At 65.9% G+C, this 21,522-nt stretch carries 15 protein-coding genes; 5 read left to right on the top strand and 10 right to left on the bottom strand.

Annotation, left to right across the window (positions count from 1 at the left end; all coding sequences use genetic code 11):
* The 3 genes from ACSE4D_RS00870 to ACSE4D_RS00860 are packed head-to-tail and all read right to left on the bottom strand — an operon-like array spanning position 1 to position 3,007.
* Positions 1 to 1,122 carry an Mrp/NBP35 family ATP-binding protein gene (locus tag ACSE4D_RS00870; RefSeq protein WP_436326443.1) on the bottom strand — a complete coding sequence of 374 codons (1,122 nt, stop codon included), beginning with the start codon at positions 1,120 to 1,122 and terminating at the stop codon, positions 1 to 3.
* Positions 1,119 to 1,730 carry a DUF1003 domain-containing protein gene (locus tag ACSE4D_RS00865; RefSeq protein WP_436326442.1) on the bottom strand — a complete coding sequence of 204 codons (612 nt, stop codon included), beginning with the start codon at positions 1,728 to 1,730 and terminating at the stop codon, positions 1,119 to 1,121. The genes ACSE4D_RS00870 and ACSE4D_RS00865 overlap by 4 nt, the downstream gene beginning before the upstream one ends.
* 2 nt (positions 1,731 to 1,732) lie before the next feature.
* Positions 1,733 to 3,007: a magnesium transporter MgtE N-terminal domain-containing protein gene (locus ACSE4D_RS00860; RefSeq protein ID WP_436326441.1), complete on the bottom strand. Its 1,275-nt coding sequence runs from the start codon at positions 3,005 to 3,007 to the stop codon at positions 1,733 to 1,735.
* Between the two features lie 258 nt (positions 3,008 to 3,265).
* Here ACSE4D_RS00860 and ACSE4D_RS00855 point away from each other — a divergent pair, with 258 nt between their 5' ends.
* A complete protein-coding gene (locus tag ACSE4D_RS00855; protein ID WP_436326440.1) occupies positions 3,266 to 5,191 on the top strand; it encodes a calcineurin-like phosphoesterase C-terminal domain-containing protein in 1,926 nt (641 codons plus the stop codon).
* A 139-nt stretch (positions 5,192 to 5,330) separates the two neighbouring features.
* Here the strand turns inward: ACSE4D_RS00855 and ACSE4D_RS00850 are convergent, their stop codons facing one another.
* Together ACSE4D_RS00850 and ACSE4D_RS00845 are read right to left on the bottom strand one after the other, a co-directional pair.
* Positions 5,331 to 6,479 (bottom strand): P1 family peptidase, encoded by a 1,149-nt coding sequence (locus tag ACSE4D_RS00850; RefSeq protein WP_436326439.1) that lies wholly within the window; start codon positions 6,477 to 6,479, stop codon positions 5,331 to 5,333.
* Positions 6,479 to 7,999 (bottom strand): aminopeptidase P family protein, encoded by a 1,521-nt coding sequence (locus ACSE4D_RS00845; protein WP_135538776.1) that lies wholly within the window; start codon positions 7,997 to 7,999, stop codon positions 6,479 to 6,481. Before ACSE4D_RS00845 ends, ACSE4D_RS00850 begins: the two co-directional genes overlap by 1 nt.
* Before the next feature lie 79 nt (positions 8,000 to 8,078).
* On the opposite strand from ACSE4D_RS00845, the gene ACSE4D_RS00840 reads away from it, so the two are divergent.
* Entirely contained in the window at positions 8,079 to 8,936 is an 858-nt protein-coding gene (locus tag ACSE4D_RS00840; protein ID WP_135538774.1) for a PHP domain-containing protein, read from the top strand.
* Positions 8,937 to 8,938: 2 nt separating this feature from the next.
* Here ACSE4D_RS00840 and ACSE4D_RS00835 read toward each other — a convergent pair whose 3' ends face one another.
* Both ACSE4D_RS00835 and ACSE4D_RS00830 read right to left on the bottom strand, forming a co-directional pair.
* Positions 8,939 to 10,129: an acyltransferase gene (locus tag ACSE4D_RS00835; protein ID WP_436326438.1), complete on the bottom strand. Its 1,191-nt coding sequence runs from the start codon at positions 10,127 to 10,129 to the stop codon at positions 8,939 to 8,941.
* 172 nt (positions 10,130 to 10,301) lie between these two features.
* Positions 10,302 to 11,822, bottom strand: coding sequence for a DEAD/DEAH box helicase (locus tag ACSE4D_RS00830; RefSeq protein ID WP_436326437.1), 1,521 nt, complete (start codon positions 11,820 to 11,822; stop codon positions 10,302 to 10,304).
* Between the two features lie 61 nt (positions 11,823 to 11,883).
* On the opposite strand from ACSE4D_RS00830, the gene ACSE4D_RS00825 reads away from it, so the two are divergent.
* Positions 11,884 to 12,516: a ferritin-like fold-containing protein gene (locus tag ACSE4D_RS00825; protein ID WP_436326436.1), complete on the top strand. Its 633-nt coding sequence runs from the start codon at positions 11,884 to 11,886 to the stop codon at positions 12,514 to 12,516.
* A 78-nt stretch (positions 12,517 to 12,594) separates the two neighbouring features.
* On the opposite strand, the gene ACSE4D_RS00820 is transcribed toward ACSE4D_RS00825, so the two are convergent.
* Positions 12,595 to 12,816: a DUF3107 domain-containing protein gene (locus ACSE4D_RS00820; RefSeq protein ID WP_135538766.1), complete on the bottom strand. Its 222-nt coding sequence runs from the start codon at positions 12,814 to 12,816 to the stop codon at positions 12,595 to 12,597.
* 171 nt (positions 12,817 to 12,987) lie between these two features.
* Positions 12,988 to 13,581, bottom strand: coding sequence for a TetR/AcrR family transcriptional regulator (locus tag ACSE4D_RS00815; RefSeq protein WP_135538765.1), 594 nt, complete (start codon positions 13,579 to 13,581; stop codon positions 12,988 to 12,990).
* A gap of 135 nt (positions 13,582 to 13,716) precedes the next feature.
* Here ACSE4D_RS00815 and ACSE4D_RS00810 point away from each other — a divergent pair, with 135 nt between their 5' ends.
* Together ACSE4D_RS00810 and ACSE4D_RS00805 are read left to right on the top strand one after the other, a co-directional pair.
* Positions 13,717 to 17,013, top strand: coding sequence for a PD-(D/E)XK nuclease family protein (locus ACSE4D_RS00810; RefSeq protein WP_436326435.1), 3,297 nt, complete (start codon positions 13,717 to 13,719; stop codon positions 17,011 to 17,013).
* Positions 17,013 to 20,198, top strand: coding sequence for an ATP-dependent helicase (locus tag ACSE4D_RS00805; protein ID WP_436326434.1), 3,186 nt, complete (start codon positions 17,013 to 17,015; stop codon positions 20,196 to 20,198). The genes ACSE4D_RS00810 and ACSE4D_RS00805 overlap by 1 nt, the downstream gene beginning before the upstream one ends.
* Positions 20,199 to 20,292: 94 nt before the next feature.
* On the opposite strand, the gene ACSE4D_RS00800 is transcribed toward ACSE4D_RS00805, so the two are convergent.
* Positions 20,293 to 21,510, bottom strand: coding sequence for an aminoglycoside phosphotransferase (locus tag ACSE4D_RS00800; RefSeq protein WP_425119543.1), 1,218 nt, complete (start codon positions 21,508 to 21,510; stop codon positions 20,293 to 20,295).
* Positions 21,511 to 21,522 lie beyond the last annotated feature (12 nt).

The raw sequence follows: 21,522 nt of genomic DNA, 5'->3' as shown, positions 1-21,522 counted from the left end.
TCAGACCGGGCTGAGACCCAGAGACCTGCCGGACAGTCCGCGCGAGCGCCTGCGCAGGGACTCGGCCAACGTGTCGAAGGCCTGCGCAGCGGGGGACTCGGGGTGGCTGAGCACGACGGGGGTGCCAGCGTCGGATCCTTCGCGCACCTGTGTGTCGAGGGGAATCTGCGCCAGCAGAGGAATCGTGGTCTCGAGCGTCTGCGAGAGGTTCTCGGCCACACTGGTGCCGCCGCCGGTGCCGAAGACGTCCAGACGGCTGCCGTCGGGCATCTCCATCCAGGACATGTTCTCGATCACCCCGGACAGCGTCTGCTTCGTCTGGGTGGCGATGGAGCCGGCACGTTCGGCAACTTGGGCGGCGGCCCTCTGCGGGGTGGTCACGACGAGCAGCTCCGAACCGGGCAGCAGCTGCGCCACGGAGATCGCAATGTCGCCGGTGCCCGGCGGCAGGTCGAGCAGAAGGACGTCGAGATCGCCCCAGAACACATCGGTGAGGAACTGCTGCAGGGCACGGTGGAGCATGGGGCCCCGCCACACGACGGCCTGACTCGGCGGGACGAACATGCCGATGCTCATGACCTTCACGTCGTGGCCGATCTGCGGCAGGATCATCTCGTCGACCCGGGTCGGCTTGCCCGAAAGTCCGAGCATGCCGGGGATGGAGAAACCGTAGATATCGGCGTCGACGAGGCCGACGCGCAGACCCTTGGCCGCGAGCGAAACCGCGAGGTTCGCCGTCACCGAGGATTTGCCGACCCCGCCCTTGCCGGACGCGATCGCGTACACCTTGGTGAGGGAGTCGGGACGGTTGAAGGGGATGTCGCGAGTACCGGTTCCCTGCAGCTTCTCCTTCATCGCCTTCCGCTGCTCGGGTGTCATCGTCCCCAGGACGACCGTCACCTCGGTGACTCCCGCGACGCGAGCCACCGCAGCCTTCGTGTCCCGGGAGATCGTGTCCTTGAGCGGGCAGCCGGCGATGGTGAGCAGAACTGTGACGGTGACTTCGCCGCCGTCGATGCTGATGTCGTCGACCATATCGAGCTCAACGATGTTGCGGCGGATCTCGGGATCGATGACGCCGGTCAGTGCCTCTCTCACCGTGTCCACATCGGGACCAGTCATGTCCACGTCCTTTCCTCCCCGGATGAGTGCTCCTGGGGCTTCAACTCTACCCCTTGGGAATCGGCGCCGTCATCCGGCCCCTGGCCCCTGTACCCGGGGTCCTTCGGCTCCGCGGCGGACCGTCCGGCCTCTCTGCTCTCCTCTTCGAGTTCCCTGAGCAGATCCTTGAGTTCGGAGCGGATGAAGTCGCGGGTTGCGACCTCTCGCATGGCGATCCGCAGCGCCGCGACCTCTCGGGCCAGATATTCGGTGTCGGCGAGGTTGCGTTCGGCACGCTGCCGATCGTGTTCGAATTCGACGCGGTCACGGTCGGTGCTGCGGTTCTCCGCGAGGAGGATCAGCGGAGCGGCATAGGAGGCCTGCAGGGACAGAATGAGGGTGAGCAGAGTGAAGTTCAGCGACCGTGGGTCGAACTGCCAGGACTCGGGAAGCAGAGTGTTCCACCCAAGCCAGACCGCACAGAAGACGGTCATCCCCACGAGGAACGCGGGGGTGCCCATGAACCGGGCGAACGCCTCGGCGCCGCGGCCGAAGGTCTCAGGCGACATGGCGAAGTTCGGCAGTTTGCGTTTGCTCGACCGTGGGATCTCGAAATCGTCAACAGCCATGTCTACCCCCTCCTGATTTCATCACGGCCGGTCGTGCGCCAGTCCTCGGGCAGAAGCTCGTCGAGGACGTCGTCGACGGTGACGACTCCGACGAGGCGGTCGTTCTCATCCGTGATCGGCACCGAGACCAGATTGTACGCGGCCAGAAGCTTCGACACCTCGCCCAGAGGGGCTTCCGGCGGCAGCGGTTCGACCTCGGTGTCGAGCATGATGCCCACCGCTTCATGCGGCGGATGACGCAGCATCTCCTGGATGTGGACGAGCCCGAGGTACTTGCCCGTCGGTGTCTCCACGGGCTGTCTGCAGACGAAGACCGCGGCGGCCAGGGCCGCAGGCAGGTCTTCCCGGCGGACGTGGGCCAGCGCCTCGGCGACGGTGGTCTCGGGGGTGAGGATGACCGGTTCGGTCGTCATCAGGCCACCGGCGGTGTCATCGTCGTACGCCAGCAGCGTCCGCACATCCTCGGCGTCATCGGGTTCCATGAGGGCGAGGAACCGTTCGGCCTGGTCGTCGCTGAGTTCGCCGAGGAGGTCAGCGGCGTCATCGGGTTCCATCTCTTCGAGCACCGTCACGGCACGTTCGGTCTCGAGGCCGGCGAGGATCTCGATCTGCGTGTCGGCCGGGAGCTCTTCGATGACGTCGGCGAGGCGCTCGTCGTCGAGGGCCCGGGCGACCTGGAGACGGCGGGCCGAGTTCATCTCGAAGAGCACATCGGCGAGGTCGGCAGGCTTCGTGTCCTGGTAGGCGGCGATGAGCTGGGTGGCTTCCTGATCGATGTCGGAGTCGGCCGGATGGTCGGCGTCGGTCCAGTCGATCTGCTTCGTCTCACCGCGCCGGCGGAACGCGGCGAAGGCGGTGCGTTCGGGGACTCGACGCACGAAGAGGCGCGTGACCTCCCAGTCCTTGTTCACCTGCTGCTCGATGCCGACGTCCTCGACGAGGACGGGGGAATCGTCTGCCCGCAGACGCAGCCTGCGGTCGAGGAGATCGTTCATGACCAGCGTCTCCGATCCGCGCTGTTCGAAGCGGCGCATGTTCACCAGGCCGGTGGTGATGACCTGTCCGGAGTCGATGGCGGTGACCCGACCCATGGGGACGAAGACGCGGCGTCTGCCCGGGACTTCGACGACAAGGCCGATGACACGTGGGGACTGCCGCATGGTCGCGCGATAGACGATGACGGCGTCACGAACCCGTCCGACCTGATCGCCGAGAGGGTCGAATACGGGCGCGGAGACGAGCCGGGCGACGAAGACTCTTTTCGGTGGACCAGACATGTTCTCAGACTACGGGGTGGGCGGAGTCCTGCGGGGCCGCCTCGGCGAATTGAACTCAACTCACATTCCGCCGATCGCGGGATGACGGCCTCATGAACGCTGCTGTGACCTCGAATCGCGGACGGTCTGGGGGAGGTGTTCCACGCGCTCACTTCTCCTATTCATCAAGCTGTACTGACGACTTCACTCCCTTGTCGTTCGGCCTGCCTAGCGTCGTGTCACGGCAGATCCAGCCACAGTCGACAACAGGAGTCATCCATGCAGATACGCCGAATCCGCCCTCGCACCACCGTCGCAGGTCTGGGTGCCTGTGCCGTGCTGACACTCTTCGCTCCGCTGCTGTCACCGACCGCTGCGACGGCGGCGGGGGCACCGGCCGAACTCTATGAGGGACACGTGCAGGTCGATCGGGGCCAAGCCGCCGATCCGCAGAAGTTCACGGGTCGGGTCTTCGACGATGCCAACGAGAATTCGAAGCTCGACGACGACGAGGAGGGCGTGGCCGGAGTCGCGGTCACCAACGGCGTCGACGTCGTCCAGACCGACGGCCAGGGGGTCTATGAGCTGCCCGTGCGGGAGAACATGACCGTGTCCGTGACCCAGCCGGCGGGATGGCAGGTTCCCGTCGATGAAGACAAGGTCGCCCAATTCAGCTACAACCATCTGCCCGAAGGATCCGGCGACCTCGAGTTCGGCGGGATCGAACCGACCGGGCAGACTCCGAAGGCAGTGAACTTCCCGATGGTCGAATCGACGGCGTCGGCGAAGTCGGACCAGAACTGCCCGATCGCCGCTGACACGCAGGCCTATGACACCACCGAGATGGGCTATGCCCGTGACGGCGCGGTCGGGGACCTCGCCGACCGTGAGGACTACGGTGCCTGCGGTGTGCTGCTGCTCGGTGACAACGTCGGTGACGACCTCAGCCTCAACGACGAACTGCGCGACATCTACGCGCAGACGAACGGTCCTGTGCGGGTGGCCCCCGGCAACCACGATCAGGACTACGACGCCGTCGACGACTCTCACGCCCTCGACACCTTCCGCGACCAGTTCGGGCCGTCGTATTTCTCCTATGACGTGGGCAAGACCCACTTCGTCGTGCTCGACAGCATCGACTACGAGGGCAAGGCGAATGGGAAGAAGTACAAGGAGAGGATCACCGAGGAGCAGCTGACCTGGCTGGCGAACGATCTGAAGAATGTGCCGAAGAACGCGCAGGTCGTCATCGCCACACACGCGCCCATCGTCACCCACACAGAGGTCGTCGTCGACAACGCGAAGGACTTCTACGATGTCATCGCCGACTACCCGAATGCCGTGACGGTGGGCGGACATACCCACACGCAGGAGAACCTCATCGCCGGTGAGTCGCGCGAGGAATGGGCCGCAGCCGGAATCGAGAAGCTGCCGAACACGCAGATCGTCGCCGGTGCGGTCTCCGGCGACTGGTATTCCGGCGGGCTCAACGCCGATGGCTTGCCGTACTCGTTCACTCAGGACGCTTCGGAGCCGGGAGTGCTCACCCTGGAGTTCGACGGTGCCTCGCGCAGCGAGCGCTACACCGTGCGCAGCGAATCCGATGATCATCAGCTGCTGCTCGGTGTGAATTCGCCGGCGTGGCGCGACTGGGCCCAGAAGGCCCAGGACTGGCAGGACGCGGACAAGGCGGGCACCGCTCCGGAGCCGGTCTCCGAACGGGTCGTCACCCGTGATGATCTGAAGGAGGGGCAGACATGGCTGACCTCGAGCTTCCTGGCCGGCACCTCCGATGCCCGAGTCGAAGTCAGCTTTGACGGCAAGGCTCCGAAGCAGAGCGAGCACACACAGCCCGGCCGGGGCGAGGCTCTGGCCAAGGGATGGGAGTTCACGGATCCGTACACAGCCTCGCAGAACCTGCGTACCTCGGGCAATGTCGGACAGTCGAGTTCGCACCTGTGGCGCACCGAGATCCCCTCGAACCTCGATCTGGGCACTCACACCGCAGAGGTGACCGGAACCGACCGCTACGGTCGTGACTTCACGCAGACGATCCGCTTCACCGTGGTCGAAGACGAGGCCCAGGCGAACAGCGAATCCCAGAAGCTGCTGCGCCAGGACGGCTTCGACGTTCAGATGGAGAAGAGCAGCAAGGATCCGCAGGGTCTGGACTCCGAGGAAGCTCAGTCCGCCCGCGAGGACTGAGCGTCACCGGTGCCCACAGTCAGGAACACTGATCCGCAGCCCTGCTGAGAGGCACCAGCGCTGAGAGCACAGAAACGGGGCCCGCTGCTCGGCGGGCCCCGTCACTGTCAGGAGGGACTCGAGCCCCGGGCCGGCGAGCTCAGAACGCGGCGGTGAAGGCCGAGGCGAAGTCCGGAGCGATCTCGCTCAGGGTCTGCGGCTGCTGACATCCGGGTCCCGCCGGGGCCGCCGAGACGTGAGCGTCGAGGATCGCCAGGCTCAGCGCGTCGGCGGCCGCCGCGGTGATCGTCACGAGTTCGCGGGTGGCAGCCTCGTAGTCGGTCGGAAGAGCGTGTTCTCCGGTGGCGATGCCGAAGACGGTGTCGCCGTCATAGAGCGTATGCGAAGGCTGGACGGCTCGGGCGATGCCCGCATGCGCCCCCGATGCCATCCGAGTCACCTGTGCCGGGTCGAGAGCGGCGTCGGTGGCGACGATCGCGATCGTCGTGTTCTTCGCCGCCGCATCCGGTGGTGCCGCGACCGGCAGCCCCCGGACTCTCGGCAGATCGAATCCGTAGGACCGCAGCAGTGGATCCAACCACAGACCGCCGGTCGAGGTGCCGATCGAACCGAGGGAGTTCGCCGCGACAAGTGCGGCGACGGTGACACCGCCGGGCAGGCGGACAGCGACGGATCCGAGTCCGCTGCGAAGCGTCTGGAACCCCGAACGGGCACCGGCACCGGCACCGAGGCTGCCCCTGACCTCTCTCCGCGGCACCGCACTCGGTTTCCCTGCGGTCGATTCGGCGCCGGTCGACAGAGCGTCCCTCGCCGCCTGCGCGCCCTCGTCGGGTCGCGGCGGTGCCACCGGCCCCGCCCCGCGACCGAGGTCGAAGATCGCGGCGGCCGGGACGAGTGGGATGACGGTTCCGGGCAGACCGGGTGCGGGGAAACCGCGCCCCGCCTCGGCGAGGGCATCGACGACGCCGCTGACGGCGGCGAGGCCGAGAGCCGAACCACCCGTGAGGACGATGCCATCGGCACCATAGGAATGCGTGCCCGGGGCGATGACATCGGTCTCATGAGTGGCGGGACCGCCGCCGCGGACATCGACGCCGATGGTGGACCCGGACGGAGGGACCACGACGCTCAGCCCGGTCAGGCGCCCCGGGGTGAACTCACCGGCATGGCCGAGACCGAGTCCCGGGACCTCGAGGATGCCCCGGCCGCGCACCGGGCCGATGCCGTCAACCGGCATCGACTCGGCGTCCGCGTCCGTCCCCGGATGGGCGTCGTGTGCCGAGGACATCAGCGATTCCGACCCTGGACCCAAGCTTCGACCTCGGCGCGGGTGCGTGGGAAGTCCGCGGAGAGATTCTCCACACCCTCGGCAGTCACGAGGACATCGTCCTCGATGCGCACACCGATGCCGCGGAACTCCTCGGGCAGAAGCAGGTCGTCGGCCTTGAAGTACAGACCGGGTTCGATCGTGAAGACCATGCCCGGTTCGATCGTGGCATCGAGGTACATCTCGGCTCGCGCCTGCGCACAGTCGTGGACGTCGAGTCCGAGGTGGTGGCTGGTGCCGTGGACCATCCAGCGGCGGTGCTGCTGCCCCTCGGGGGAGAGCGACTCGGCGGCCGAGACCGGCAGGACTCCGAAGCGCTCGAGACGTTCGGCAATGACTTCCATTGCCGCCTCGTGGACCTCACGGAATCTCACGGGACGGTTGACGTGATCGGCGGCGACGGCGAATGCCGCGTCCGAGGCCGCGAGCACGGCATCATAGATCTTCGCCTGCACCTCGGTGAAGGTCCCCGACACCGGCAGGGTGCGGGTGATGTCAGCGGTGTAGAGCGAATCGGCTTCGGCACCGGCGTCGACGAGGACGAGGTCGCCGTCTCTGACCTGACCGTCGTTGCGGATCCAGTGCAGGGTGCAGGCATTGTTGCCCGATGCTGCGATCGTGTCATAGCCGACCCCATTGCCGTCGGAACGTGCCGCGGTCTCGAAAGCGGTTTCGATGACGCGCTCACCGCGTCGGTGTCCCAGGGCCTGCGGCAGCGCGCCGACGACATTGTCGAAGCCGGCTCGCGTGATCGCGACGGCCTCGCGGAGGGCCGCGACCTCATGGTCATCCTTGATCAGTCGCAGCTCGGAGAGCAGCTGAGCCAGTTCCGCATCGCCGGCCTCGGAGGTCTCGAGATCGGCCTGGACCTGGGTGCGGGCGAGGTCGATGACTGCGTCGATGCGGGTGTCGGCCTGGCGCACGAGACGTACGGAGATCGCCCCGAGGTCCTTCGTGATGACGTCATCGACGATGGCGGAGTTCGCCGTGGCGATGCCGGTCATCGTCGACATGGCCTCGAGGTCTGCGCGAGGACCGACCCAGTATTCGCCGTAGCGGGAGTCGGAGAAGAACTCTTCCGTGTCCGCACCGGCGCGGGGACGGAAGTACAGGGTCACCTCATGACCATCGTCCTCGGGCTCGAAGACGAGGACGGCATCGGGTTCCGAATCGGTCTCCAACCCGGTGAGGTGGATGAACGCCGAGTGCGCACGGAAGCGGTAGTCGGTGTCGTTCGAGCGGACCTTGAGTCCGCCGGCAGGGACGACGAGGCGCTCACCGGGGAAAGCGGCCGAGACCTGTGCCCGGCGTGCTGGGGTGAAGCCCGCAGCGGCCAACGCCTCGGCGTCGAGCGGGGTGCGGTCCCAGCCGGAGGCGACGAAATCGCGGAAGGCCTGGGAATTGGGGCGATGCGAGCGGTTGTTGACGCGGTCGGAAAGGGCCTGAGACGTGTCTGGTGAATCTGAATTCTGCTCTGTCATGCCACCCAGTCTATGCGTCGGGGCTGACATCGTCGGCACATGTGGAAGAGGGAACGACAGTTGCAGATAGACTGTGATCATGGTCATCGATCTCCATGTGCACACCGCATTCTCGGACGGGACCCAAACTCCTTCCGAACTCATCTCCGAAGCCTCGATGGAGGGCATCGACGTCGTCGGCATCACCGACCACGACACCACCGCGGGCTGGACCCTGGCCGAGGACGCCGCACGCGTCTACGGGCTCGGGCTGGTTCGGGGAATGGAGATCTCCTGTCGTTACGAAGGCATCAGTGTGCACCTGCTGTCCTACCTTCATGACCCGTACAACACAGGACTGGCCGAAGTCGTGCAGGAGACCAGGCGGGCACGTCTGCACCGCACGCACCTCATCATCGAGCGCCTTGCCGAGGACTATCCCATCGACATGGACGCAGTCCTCTCGGTCTCCGGCGAAGACGCGACGATCGGGCGACCGCACATCGCCGATGCCCTCGTGGCCGCCGGTGTCGTGGAGAACCGCACTGAAGCGTTCTCCTCCATCCTGTCCAGCCGCGGCAAATACCATGTGGCGCTGCCGACGATCGACCCGATCACCGCGATCGGTCTCATCCGCGAAGCCGGAGGAGTCTCGGTCTTCGCCCATCCTCGTGCCGCCATGCGCGGACGGGTCGTGCCCGATTCAGCGATGACCGAGTTCATCGCCGCCGGTCTCGACGGGCTCGAAGTCGACCATCGGGACAACCCGCCTCAGGAACGGGAGGCGATGCGTCGACTCGCCCATGAGAACGACCTCATCATCACCGGGTCGAGCGACTACCACGGCACGGGCAAACCCAACCGCCTCGGCGAACACGTCACCTCCGACCACATGCTCACCAGACTCCTCGACCGCGCCGCCTCACGACCCGGCGGCGTCGACTACATCCAAGGCTGAGCTCAGCCGAGGATTCGCCGCAGCCGCAGCCGTCCCCACGCAAAGCTCAGCGCATAGGACACGGCGGCCATGGCGGCAAGGAAACCGAGGTACTGGATGACGAGGACGACCGGTCCGGCCTCGACATCGTAGAGGCGTTCGAAGAAGAGTTCGAGGAAGAACACATGGACGAGGAACGCGCCGAACGACGCTGACGCCAGACGCGCGAAGACCTTCTTCGTGCGGGTGCCGAGGCGCAAGCGTGAGACGAGGAGGATCACGCTGATCGCCAGCCCCACGATGAGCGGATTCGCGTTCTCGATCGGATAGGACTTCTGCGACTCCCACCAGAGGACACCGAGCGCCGAGGCGGCGAAGAGCAGACACAGCGTCCAGATCGGCGGACGCAGCTCCCCGGCGTGCTGGATGACGAAGGCACCGATGACGAAGTAGACGACCTGATAGGTGGCGAATCCCCATTTCCAGGCGTCCTGATCGGAGCCGATGAGGTCGAGCAGAAACGGCGCCCACACCGTCGATCCGGCCAGCACCAGGGCGAGAGCCGCGAGCCTCCACGGGCGCTCGTTCCTCCAGAACAGGACGAGCGTGCCGAAGACGAGGATGAGCGGAATGTACGCGTAGAGATACCACAGGTGGAAGCCGGGGCGACCGGCTTCGAGGAAGCTGCGCACGAGGTCATGGCGGACATTCACCTCATCGGTGTCGAAGAGGTTGAATCCCAGAACGAAGATGACCGACCACGAGGCGAGCGGAACCAGGTGGCGCACGATCCGGTCCCACATCTTCGCTTCTGTGCGCGGGGGCGCACCGGCGAGCACGGCCCACCCGGCGATCATGAAGAACATGGGCACGGCCCAGGGATTGACAGCCTCGGCGAGATGACCGAGCCACCAGGCGTCGGAGCCTTCCTCGCTGCGGCCGATGAGCACACCGCCGGAGTGGCCGATCATCACGGTCAGTCCGGCGAGGACGCGCATGACATCGACATCGTGCCGGTGGCGCCTGCCGGTGCGGGTGCCGGGGGAGGTGGCCGCGTCCGAGGCGCGGTCGGACGCTGACGACTCGGATGCCGGGTCCAGACCGGCCGCGAGCTCCTGACTCTTCGTGGAGAGATCGGAGACCTCGGCAGGTGCTGCGGGGGAGGGGGCATCCACACGGCGTGAACTGAACAATGAATCGCTCTCGTTCGTCATCGGAGACAGGGCGTCAGAACAGTCTTGACCACCGAATTGAACGCCTTCGGAGATCAGGTTGAACGCAGAGTGAACGAGGCTCCGTGACCCGGACACGGGACGGCGAAGGGGCCCCAACCGAGCACGGTTGGGGCCCCTTCATCGAAGTCTGTGCGCCGTCGCCGGCGTCAGTTCAGTCCTCGCTGGCGTCTGTGGCCGAGTGCCCACCCTGGCCGGCATGGCCGCGGTTGACCGGTTTGCCGCCGCGGGTGCGCCGACGATTGCGCTGGCGGCGCGGCTTGCGGCCTTCCTCACCGGTACCGGAAGAGGAGCCGCGACGGTCGGAGGAGCCGCCTCGGCGGTCATCGGAGCCGCCACGGCCGGAGCCGCGACGACGCTCGGATCCGCGGTTCTTCTCTCCGCCGGTCTCGTCCTCACCTTCGGGGTGCTGGCGCGGCAGGCGACCCTTGGTGCCCTTCGGGATGTCGAGGTCGGCGAAGAAGTGCGGAGACGTCGAATAAGTCTCGGCCGGTTCGTCGAAGTCGAGGCCGAGGGCCTTGTTGATCAGTCGCCAACGGGGCATGTCGTCCCAGTCGACAAGGGTCACGGCCACACCCGAGTGACCCGCGCGGCCGGTGCGACCGATGCGGTGGACGTAGGTCTTCTCGTCTTCGGGGCACTGGTAGTTGACAACATGGGTGACATCGTCGATGTCGATTCCGCGGGCGGCGACATCGGTGGCCACGAGCACATCGACCTTGCCGTCGCGGAAGGACTTCAGCGCCTTCTCCCGCTGCGACTGACCGAGGTCGCCGTGCAGAGCCTTGACGTCGAAGCCGCGGTCGCCGAGTTCGGCCGCGAGCTTGTCGGCGGTCCGTTTGGTGCGGGTGAAGATGATCGTGCGGCCCCGGCCCTCGGCCTGGAGCATGCGAGCGACGAGTTCGGACTTGTCCATCGAATGGGCGCGATAGACGAACTGAGTCGTGTTCTTGCCCAGCATGGACAGGTCCTCGTGGTCCTGGGCCCGGATGTGCGTGGGCTGGCTCATGTACCGACGGGCCAGTGTGATGACGGCACCCGGCATGGTCGCCGAGAACAACATCGTCTGCCGGTGTGCGGGCACGGCGTTGATGATCTTCTCCACATCGGGCAGGAACCCGAGGTCGAGCATCTCATCGGCCTCGTCGAGGACGACGGTGCGCACGCGGTGGAGGCGGAGGATCTTGCGTCCGTAGAGGTCGAGGAGGCGGCCGGGGGTGCCGACGACGACATCGACACCGGCCTTGAGCCGGTTGATCTGCGGGTCGAAGTCCATGCCGCCGTAGATCGTCATGATGTCGATGTCACGCTGCACCGAGGCGGTCACGAGATCGGCTGCGACCTGCTTGGCCAGTTCACGGGTGGGCACGACGACGAGGGCCTGCGGCAGACGCGGTTCCTTGGAGTCGTTGACGCTGTCGGGAGTCGCCTCGGGGTGGGTGGTCACCGAGGAGTCCTCGGTCTTGCCGACGACGCGCTGGAGCAGGGGGATTCCGAATCCCAGGGTCTTTCCGGTGCCCGTCTTGGCCTGTCCGATGATGTCGGCACCTGACAGCGCCACGGGCAGCGTCAGTGCCTGAATCGGGAAGGGGTGCGTGATTCCTGCTGAGGCCAGTGAGGCCACGATCGGTCCGGCGACTCCCAGCTCTGCGAAATCCGGTTCTGTCTCCGCCATATTCCAAACTCCTTTTAGCGCATTCGCGCTTGTCATGGCCCAGAACCGGTAGTCTTGAACTATGCCCGATTCTGTCCCATTGGCCGGTAATGATGCTGCAACGCTCGCTCTTCTTGCGTTCGGCGAGCTGACCGGTTTCGAACGTATGGCCACCAACGCGACGACCGCAGCGGATCTGGATGACAAGGTCATCCTGGCGCGGTTGGCCTCTCAGTCCTTCGCGAACTTCGAGCAGCTCTCACAGCACATCGATCAGATGGGCCAGGATGTGATCGAGCTCTGTCAGCACTTCGAGCCGACCTTCAACACGCTGGCTGAAAGGACTCGTCCTCGCGACTGGTACGAAAGCCTCATGAAGGGATTCGTCTTCGACGGAATCATGAATGATTTCTACCGCACGGCGGTGGACGAACTCGCGGAGCCCGGATACAGCCTGGCTATTGCAATTCTCGATGATACACGTGCCAGTGATTATGCGCGCAATCGTCTGACATCCGAAGTGGCCGTCGACACGCAGTTGGCGTCGCGTTTGGCGCTGTGGGGCCGCAAGCTCGTCGCCGAGACCCTCGGGCGGGCACGCAGCCTGCTCACCGATCCCTTCCTCGGCCTCGACGAGGACATGGTCGTCGAGCTGATCCCGGCGGTGACCTCGAACCATTCGAAGCGGATGTCCGCGCTCGGCCTCGTCGCCTGAGAGAGTGAATGCGGATGGGCCCCGGTCATTGCGACCGGGGCCCATCTGTCAGTTCCGCATTCATGCGCTTCAGTGTGCTCAGGCGCTGAAGCCCACGCGGCGCGCGGTTTCCGTGCCGAGTTCGAGGTAGCCCAGCGAAGCGGCGGGAACGAAGATCTGGCGACCCTTCGTGTCCGTGAACGTCAGCAGTCCATCGGACTGGATCTTCTCCTCGACGCGGGCGGCCAGCGCCTTCGAGTCTTCGTCGGTTTCGAGGGTGATCTCGCGCTGGGTCTGCTTGACGCCGATCTTGATTTCCATAGTGCTCCTTGTGCCGATCTGGGTGGCGGATGATGGATTGGACTGTGTCCAGCTTAACGTCAGCGGGGGAGGGTTTCTTCCCGCCGGATTCCGCTGTGGGCTGACGAACCGTGAGGCGCGAGCCGCTGTGCCCGTACCCGGTGTCCGGGGGCCCGATGCCTAGCGTAACGGTCAGCGTTCGGCGAACGACTTCAAGCCTCCCCAGCTCATCTGCGTGAGCAGAGAGACGGCGGAATCGACGTCGATGCCGCGCTGGGAGTCGAGCTGTTTGACGACGACCTCGGCGGTGCCGATGAGAGCACGACACAGGAATCGCGCTTCATCATCGCGCAGCCGGGCGAAATCCTGCAGTGCGGCGACGACGCGGGAGGCCGAGCTCTCACGAAGGGCGCGAAGCTTCTGCTCCGCCTTCGGCTCGTAGACATCCGAATTGAAGATGATGACGAACTCTTCGCGGTGCGAAACGACGAAGTCGAAGTAGGCGCGGTAGGTGGCCCGGATCTTCTCGTGCGGGTCGTTCGTCGATTCCAGCGCTGCAGCGAGCCGGGAATCCAGGTGCGCGGCCGAGGAGTCGATGAGCGCGAGGTAGAGGTCCTGCTTCGAGTCGAAGTGCTGGTAGAGCACGGGCTTGGACACACCGGCAGCCTCGGCGATCATGTCCATGGAGGTCGTTCGGTATCCACGGGTGGCGAAGACGGAGCGTGCGACACCTACCAATTGGTCGCGGCGTTGGTCACGGGGCAATCTCTGTTGTGGACTCGACATTCTTCAATGCTACGCGAAGTCCACACCCTCCCCGGGCATCAGGTCGGCATCGGCGACGCGCGAGCCGCCCGTTCGGCGACGCGCCGGTCCCAGCTTCGGGAACCTCGTGTCAGCGGCTCGTGATGGAATACGAGTATGGATGAGATGACCCAGCAGATGGGCGGCGCTCTGCTCTCGGGCCGCTGCCTGAACATCATCGGCCGACCGGGCACCGGGAAGACGACGCTGCTCGAATCCGTCTACGCGGATCTGGTCACACGGATCGACCCGGCCGCGGTCCTCGTCCTCACCCCCGACCGCGATCACGCCGATGTTCTGCGCAACCGGCTGCAGCCGCCCGCCGATGCGGTCCTCACCGGCGCCGCCGCCCGCAGCCTCGCCTCCTACGCCTACGGAATCGCCCGTGCCGCACACACGACACGCACAGGCGAAGACCTCGAGTTCATCTCCGGAGCCGACCAGGACGTGTTCCTGGCCGACCTGCTGGCAGGGCATGAGCTCGGTCACTCCCGTGGACCGCTGTGGCCCCCGGAACTCACCGCCGAGGTGCGCTCGACCTCGGCTTTCCGCACCGAGGTCCGCGATGCACTCAACCGAGTGATGGAGTTCGACTTCGGGATCCGCACGCCCGAACCGTCATCGACCGTCACCGGCCCGAGCGAGCACATCTTCGACTTCGGTCGCACCGCTCTCGGCCGCGTCCTCGCCCGGTGCCCCGATCCGCGGTGGGAAGCGATCGCCGAGATCCTCGACGAATACCTCGGCATCCTGTCGATGCCCGGTTACGGCGGTGTCGATTCCGCCACCGTGCTCGCTCTGGCGGCGTTCGAGATCTTCCGTGAACCCGCCGAGGCGACCGCCGGCAGAACATGGTCGTTCGCTCCCGATCGGGTGCCGACGGTGGTCCTCGCCGATGGTGTGCAGGATTTCCCGGCGGCCAGCTGGGGCATCCTCGAACAGCTGCGTGACCGCGGCAGCGCGATCGCCCTGTTCGGAACTCCGGAGACGGTGACCGGGCGCTTCCACGGTGCGGACGCCTCGATCATCGACCGGGCCACCGCGGACACGGGATTCGACACCATCGTCCTCAACGAACTGTGGGACGTCGACCCCGCTCTGGCCGAGACCATCGACGGCTTCGGTGCCCGAATCACGACCCGGTGGTCACTGGGCCATATGCCCCGACCACGCCCCACAGCAGCACCCGCCGCCGATTCCTCCGCGGACTCGTCCTTCGACTCCGCTGGTGGTTTGGGCGACGAGTCGGCGGCGAACACACGAGCACCTGCCGAGGTCCCCGCGGAGTCGGTGTCTCCGGAGACGGCACTGGACGCGCATCTGGAGACTCACGTGTTCGAGGGCAGCGCTTCGGGCACCCGGTATCTGGCCCGGCGGATCACGAACTTCGTCGAAGATGGACACTCCTGGTCGGATGTGGCCCTCATCTGCAGAAACGCGAACAGCGCGCGGTCGATCGCCAATGAGCTGCGGGCCTCCGGTGTCTCCATCGCCACTCTGATGCAGCCGCTCAACGTCGACCCGGCCACAGCTCCGCTCCTGGAGCTGCTGTCGACGACGCCTGATTTCGACGACGATGAGTCCATCGCCGAACTCGCCCTGTCCCTGGCCGGCAGCATCTACGTTCGGCTCGACCCCGTGCAGATCCGCCGCTTCCGCCGCACCGTGCGCCGCCGGTTCCCCGCGCCCAGCAGCACCGCCTCTCTCGCGCTGGCGCTGCGCAGCCCCATCGACGATTCGTCCCCGCAGGCACTGGCGACGATCTCGCGCATGCTCCACGCCGCCGCTGCGGTCGGCACCGACGACCCCCACCAAGCACTGTGGACGATCTGGGAAGCCGCCGGTGTCGCGCAGAAGTGGCAGAACGAAGCCCTGCAGGACCCCGAGTCCGTGACCAACGGCTACCTCGACTCGGTGCTGCGCCTGTTCGCGTTGGCCGAGAAGATCGCCGACCGCGGCGGCTTCACCGCACGATCCTTCGCGGGGATCGTCGCCGAACAGGACATCGCTCAGGACTCCCTGGCCGACACTGCGGGATTCGCCGACCATGTTCGCGTCGGCACGCCCTCATCGTTGGCTCATGTGCGCGTGCCGCTGGTCATCATCGCCGAAGTCAACGAGGGAGTGTGGCCGAACCCGAAGCTGCGCGGCGGCATCCTCGGACTGACCGACCTCGCGTCCGTGCTGACGAGCGGAGAGACCGTGACAGCCGACCCTGGATATCACGCTCATGCGAAGAAGACGAACCTGCGGGAAGAGGGCGAGCTCTTCTACACCGCGCTCAGCCGTGCCCAGCAGAAGGTCATCGTCACCGCAGTCACCGATGCCGAAACCGAACCCTCCCCTTTCTTCGACGTGCTGGCTGCGGGAACCGCCAAGGGCACCGAGGTCGCCGACGGCTATGCGATCACCCATGAAGACGAGCTGCCGCCGCTGACTCTGCCGGAGATGGCAGCACACGCCCGAGCCCATCTGCTGCAGACCGCGGCAGCCCAGCAGGCAGACGCCCCGGATTCCGAGACCCTGAGCTGGGCGCAGCTGATGCGGGCGTTCTCCGCGGCCAGCCCGGCAGTCGAAGACCCGAGCCGCTGGCGTGAATCCGAAGACATCACTTCGTTCGATCCGCTGTACACCGACTCCGACACTGTCCGCGTCTCGCCGTCCCAGGTCGAAGCCTTCACCGATTGCTCTCTGCGCTGGTTCCTCACTCGCAATGGCGGCGATCGCGCGAGTTCGACCGCACAGAACCTGGGCACCATCATCCACGCAGCCGCCGAGAACTACCCCGAAGGACCGACCTCAGCGATCCGCGACTTCGTCGCAGGCGAATTCTCCTCTCTCGAATTCGATGCCGAGTGGGAACGCGAACGGGAACTCGATGTGGCGATGAAGATGGCCGACCGCCTCGGCGAATACATTGAGAACGCTCCCGGCAGCCTCGTCGGAGTCGAAGCGCAGGTCTATGCCGCCGGCGTCGATGACGCAGGGCGCCGGTGGAAGGTGACCGGTCGCCTCGATCGGGTCGAGGAGGTCTCCGGGGGACTGCGCATCGTCGACTTCAAAACCGGCCGCAACGTCGTCGCCGGAAAGGAGATGGACCGCCACGCGCAACTCGGGGTGTATCAGGAGGCGATCAACTCCGGCACCATCCGGATCGGCGAGGATGAGGAACTCGACGCTGAAGCCTTCGGGGCCGAGCTCGTCTTCCTCCGCAAGTCCTCCCGCACCGTCCGGGAGCAGCCGGCACTCGAGATCGACGAGAACCCGAAGTGGGCACGCGAGCTCATCGACGACGTGTCCGGCCGGATGCGGGCGGCGAGCTTCCCTGCCCGAGTCGAGCAGCAGAAATGCAAGTCCTGCCCCGTGCGATCGTCCTGCCCGGCGATCGGTCCGAAGATGTTGGAGGATGACTGATGCGCTACAGCGCCGAGCAGCTGGCCCGTCTGACCGCGGCCGAGCCCGCGCAGGCTTTCCCACCGAGCCCCGAGCAGCGGGTCATCATCGAAGCCGACCCGGCGCAGTCGATGAAAGTCACTGCCGGTGCCGGATCGGGCAAGACCACGGTCATCTCCCAACGTGTGGTGTGGCTCGTGGCCAACGGCCACGTGTCCCCGGAGGAGATCCTCGGCCTCACCTTCACCCGCAAGGCCGTCGGCGAGCTCGGCGGCCGCATCCGGGTCCTCCTGTCCCGACTGCGTCACAACCTCGGCATGGGACAGGAGCTCTCCCTGCCGGGACTGGACAATCCGACGGTGTCGACCTACAACTCCTACGCCGCCTCAATCGTCAGCGAACACGGAGTGAGCATCGGCATCGAACCCGAAACAGTGCTCCTCGACGATGCCACCGCACACACCATCGCCGGAGACCTCATCGACGCCACCCCGCCGGATGAGATCCCCGGAAACTTCTCCCGCGAGACGATGATCTCCGATGTCATCGCATTCGCCGGCGCGATGAACGACCACGGTCGCGATGTCGGTGAAGTCACCGAATACCTCGAACAGTGTCTGGCCGCCCTCGTGTCGAGCAAAGGCAGACCTGTCGACCCCAACGGGCGACGGGCGAAGCTCGAAGCGAAGATCCGGACAGCGCGACTGGCCGACGCCTATATGCGCGAGAAGCGACGCAACCTGGCGATGGACTTCTCCGACCAGGTGCGGTTCGCCCAACGCATCATCGATCAGGTGCCGGCAGCGGCCGCCGCCGAACGGGCGCGGTGGAAGATCGTCCTCCTCGACGAATTCCAAGACACCTCGGTCGCCCAGCTCACACTGCTGCGCGACCTCTTCCACTCCACCGCTGTGACCGCGGTCGGCGATCCGAGGCAGGCCATCTACGGCTGGCGCGGCGCCAGTGCCGACAATATGATCCGCTTCTCCTCCGACTTCCACAACGTCGAATCGCTGACCCTGAGCACAAGTTGGAGGAACGACCGCACCATTCTCCAGGTTGCCAACCGCATCGCCGACGGGCTCACCGACAGCAGCGAACCCCCACTGTCGGCCAGGGACGGGGCCGGCGATGGTGAGGTGAGTGTCGAGGTCAGCTCGGGCGCTCATGACCCGGACTATCTGACCAACGGTCTGAGAGCAGTCACCGACTGGTTCGCCACCATCCCCGAGGGTGCGACGAAGGCCGTGCTGTGCCGAAAACGCGCACACTTCGCGCCGGTGGCCGCCGCGCTCGAAGCCGCCGGGTTCGCCGTCCACGTGCATGGATCCTCCGGGCTCCTCAGCGACCCCTTCGTCGCCGACCTGCGGTCGGTGCTCACCGCCGCGATCGATCCCATGGCCGGAGACGAACTCATGCGGCTCATCAGCGGCCGCATGCTCGGCCTCGGCGCCGCCGACATCGCCGGGCTGCAGGCCTTCACCCGCCGGCAGACCGAACGGCGCCAGGCAGAGCGCGCCGAGACCGCTGCCGATCCCGCCGAGGTCATCGTCGAAGCCATCGATCAGGCGACGATCGTCGAAGGTCTCGACGAACTCGTCGAAGTGGACCGAGCACTCGACCACGGTCCGCGCTCGGCGACCGACAAAGCGCTGCTGTCCGACTACCGCAGCTCTGGTCTGAGCACCGAAGCGCTGCAGCGGCTGGTCCGTCTTGCCCGTGCCCTGCGCACCACTCGATCAGGCACCGGCACGATCTCCTCGATCATCCGAACCGCTATGACGGAGACCGGAATCGACTCCGACGTCTGGGGGTTGAGCGATTCGCTGCGCAATCTGCATCGGTCGGCCCTCGATGCGTTCCTGTCCGCAGCCAGCCAGTATTCGGCCGCCGACGACCGCCCTTCGATTCCCGGGTTCCTGTCATGGCTGAGCCTCATGGAGGCCCATGATGCGCTGAGCACGGCCGAACCGACGGCCGCCGCTGAGGCGATCAACATCATGACCGTTCACGCTTCGAAGGGGCTCGAATTCGATGCTGTGGCCGTGCCGTCGCTGGTGGTCAAGGACTTCCCGACCGAACCGCGTGACAAGGAGGGGTGGATGGACCGCACCGCACTGCCGTATCCGCTGCGCGGAGACCGCGCACACCTCGTCGACTTCGACCTGCGGGAAGCACAGTTCGACACGAAGAAGGCACTCGACGAATGGATCGGAGACTTCATCCGCCCACATATCGCCGATGCACATGTGGCCGAAGAGAGACGGCTGGCATATGTCGCCTTCACTCGTGCCAAACGCCACCTGTGGCTCGGCGCGGAACTGATGGGATCGCGGACGGAACCCGACGAGCTGTCCCCATTCCTCACCGAAGCGGTCGAAGCGTTGGGACTGACGGTCGACATTCCAGAGCCGGCCGATGAATCCGGAGAAGACAGGATCGAGACCACCGAATGGCCGGTGCCGCGCACCCGGCAGGTCGCCGCGGCGCAACAGGCAGCATCATGGGTCGAAGCCAGTCCCGAGGTGAGTCTGGAGACGCTGGCTGACGTTCACGGGGACGTCGGCCGGTACGCCGCTCAAGCACTGCGGGTCGGTGCCCGGCCGGGGGCGGCAGCGACGGCTGGCATGCCCGACCGCCTGTCCGCAACCGCTCTCGTCTCGTGGCGACGGGATCCGCAGGGATTCCGCACACAGGTGCTGCGACCGATTCCGACGCCACCGAGTCGGGCGGCTGAGATCGGCACGAACTTCCACTCCTGGGTCGAACAGCACTTCGGCCAGTCGAGCATCGACATCGGCGAGGACGAAGCCGTCCGCCCGATCGATGCCGCCACGATCAAACGGCTGCAGTCGACCTTCCTCGCCTCAGAGTTCGCCACCCGGCGGGCCGACCATGTCGAGATGTCGTTCGAGCTCGTCCTCGGTCGGTTCCGGGTGCCCGGAAAGATCGATGCGGTCTTCATCACCGACGGCCATGCCGAGGTCGTCGACTGGAAGACGTCGAAGAAGCCCGACACTCAGGTGCTCGAGGTGATGAAGTGGCAGCTGGCGCTGTACCGATTCGCGATTCTGCGTGCACATCCGGAGATCAGCGAGGTTACGGGCACGTTCTACTTCGTCGGCAGCGACGAGGTCGTCCGCTTCACGGAATTGCCCGATGAGGACGACGTCATCCAGTGGCTCGACGCCAACGACCTCGGCTGAACGCCTCTGTTCCACCGATCGCCCGCGTGGCGCCCCGGGCAGGTCCGATTCGCTTCAGGGGCGGATCGGAAGCCTAGGGGCAGAACTCGTGAGTTCAGGGACGATCCGGCCGTGAGATCGGACCGGTTTCGTCACCGTCGACCGTGTCCGGAGTGGGCTCGGTGGTGACACCGGATCCGGGTTCGGAATCGCGGTCGGAAGTGCCGTCGGACGCAGTGTCGGTCGGCCGTGCCCGGGGGATGAACACATCGGAGGGTTCGTTCTCGGTGATGGCGGCTTCGACGTCCGGTTCGGCCGTGCCACCGGCCGATTGCGATGCTTCGGCAGGGTTCGAGTTCCCAGTGTCCGCTTCAGCAGAGGCCGCCGAAGCCTGATCCGTCTGTGCATCGGCGGAGCCGGCGAAGAGCACGTCGTTGAACGAGGTCAGCAGATCGGCGGCATCGTTGATCGCAGATTCGTCGCCGGAGTCGACGGCTTCGAGCAGCCAGTCGACGACCGCGAATTCGGCGAGCAGCTCGGCACGTGCAATGACGTGCTCATCGGCTCGGGGGCGCGCGCTGCGGTATTCCTCGTAGAACGTCGGCAGCGCGGCCGGATCGATGAGCGCCGAGGCTGCGGCCAGATCGATGGCAGGATCGGCGACACGCAGTCTGCCGATCTCGGACAGGGCCAGCACTCGCTCCTGATCGGTGTAGACGCTGGTCTCATCGATGGACCCATGGATCGGCGTGGCCAGAAAATGCCAGAGAGCGACCTTCTCGAACTCCTCTTCCCAATGCTGGAGCAGCGCTGAGGGCACCCGTCCGGTGCTCGCTGCCTGATCGAGTCGTTCGAGGATGAGGAACTGGGATCGGGACGGATCTTCGACGGGGAACCCGGCTTCGGACACCGGTTCGGGGGCTGCCGAATGCACGGTTGCCAGCGCCTGCGCGAAAGAACTGGCCCGGGCCGTATCGGCGATGGGCACATCGCCGAGCGGTGCACCCGGCAGGGGATCGACCAGGGTGACCGCCGTCGGTGTGGAGGTCTCGAAGTACTCGGCATCCACTTCGGTGATGGCGCGCAGATGCGGCCAGGTGAAGTCCGCGTGCGGGTACATGGAATCGTAGATCCGACCCGCCTCGGCAGCGGATCCGATGTCCGCGGTGCGATCGAGCTGGGTCTGGGCCGTCGCGACAAGCTCCTGCCGGTCATCGCCGAGAAGTACTCGGACTCCGGCGTCGAGGGGCGGCAGGGGTGTCCATTTCGTCGGTGCGAAGCCGTCGAGCATCGTCGCCGCGATCGCAGTCAACTTGAGCGCCTTGGTATCCACCTTCCCCAATCT

It is taken from the genome of Brevibacterium sp. FAM 27836 (assembly GCF_051351055.1).
GTDB lineage: Bacteria > Actinomycetota > Actinomycetes > Actinomycetales > Brevibacteriaceae > Brevibacterium.
Note: the sequence above shows the minus strand (reverse complement) of the source record. Positions and strands in the feature narration are given on the sequence as shown.

What these genes read in the sequence shown, in the direction of transcription:
- ACSE4D_RS00865 (WP_436326442.1), bottom strand. Translation starts at nt 1,730, where the DNA reads ATGGCTGTTGACGATTTCGAGATCCCACGGTCGAGCAAACGCAAACTG.
- ACSE4D_RS00860 (WP_436326441.1), bottom strand. Translation starts at nt 3,007, where the DNA reads ATGTCTGGTCCACCGAAAAGAGTCTTCGTCGCCCGGCTCGTCTCCGCG.
- ACSE4D_RS00810 (WP_436326435.1), top strand. Translation starts at nt 13,717, where the DNA reads ATGGATGAGATGACCCAGCAGATGGGCGGCGCTCTGCTCTCGGGCCGC.
- ACSE4D_RS00850 (WP_436326439.1), bottom strand. Translation starts at nt 6,479, where the DNA reads ATGTCCTCGGCACACGACGCCCATCCGGGGACGGACGCGGACGCCGAG.
- ACSE4D_RS00855 (WP_436326440.1), top strand. Translation starts at nt 3,266, where the DNA reads ATGCAGATACGCCGAATCCGCCCTCGCACCACCGTCGCAGGTCTGGGT.
- ACSE4D_RS00805 (WP_436326434.1), top strand. Translation starts at nt 17,013, where the DNA reads ATGCGCTACAGCGCCGAGCAGCTGGCCCGTCTGACCGCGGCCGAGCCC.
- ACSE4D_RS00815 (WP_135538765.1), bottom strand. Translation starts at nt 13,581, where the DNA reads ATGTCGAGTCCACAACAGAGATTGCCCCGTGACCAACGCCGCGACCAA.
- ACSE4D_RS00820 (WP_135538766.1), bottom strand. Translation starts at nt 12,816, where the DNA reads ATGGAAATCAAGATCGGCGTCAAGCAGACCCAGCGCGAGATCACCCTC.
- ACSE4D_RS00830 (WP_436326437.1), bottom strand. Translation starts at nt 11,822, where the DNA reads ATGGCGGAGACAGAACCGGATTTCGCAGAGCTGGGAGTCGCCGGACCG.
- ACSE4D_RS00870 (WP_436326443.1), bottom strand. Translation starts at nt 1,122, where the DNA reads ATGACTGGTCCCGATGTGGACACGGTGAGAGAGGCACTGACCGGCGTC.
- ACSE4D_RS00845 (WP_135538776.1), bottom strand. Translation starts at nt 7,999, where the DNA reads ATGACAGAGCAGAATTCAGATTCACCAGACACGTCTCAGGCCCTTTCC.
- ACSE4D_RS00825 (WP_436326436.1), top strand. Translation starts at nt 11,884, where the DNA reads ATGCCCGATTCTGTCCCATTGGCCGGTAATGATGCTGCAACGCTCGCT.
- ACSE4D_RS00835 (WP_436326438.1), bottom strand. Translation starts at nt 10,129, where the DNA reads ATGACGAACGAGAGCGATTCATTGTTCAGTTCACGCCGTGTGGATGCC.
- ACSE4D_RS00840 (WP_135538774.1), top strand. Translation starts at nt 8,079, where the DNA reads ATGGTCATCGATCTCCATGTGCACACCGCATTCTCGGACGGGACCCAA.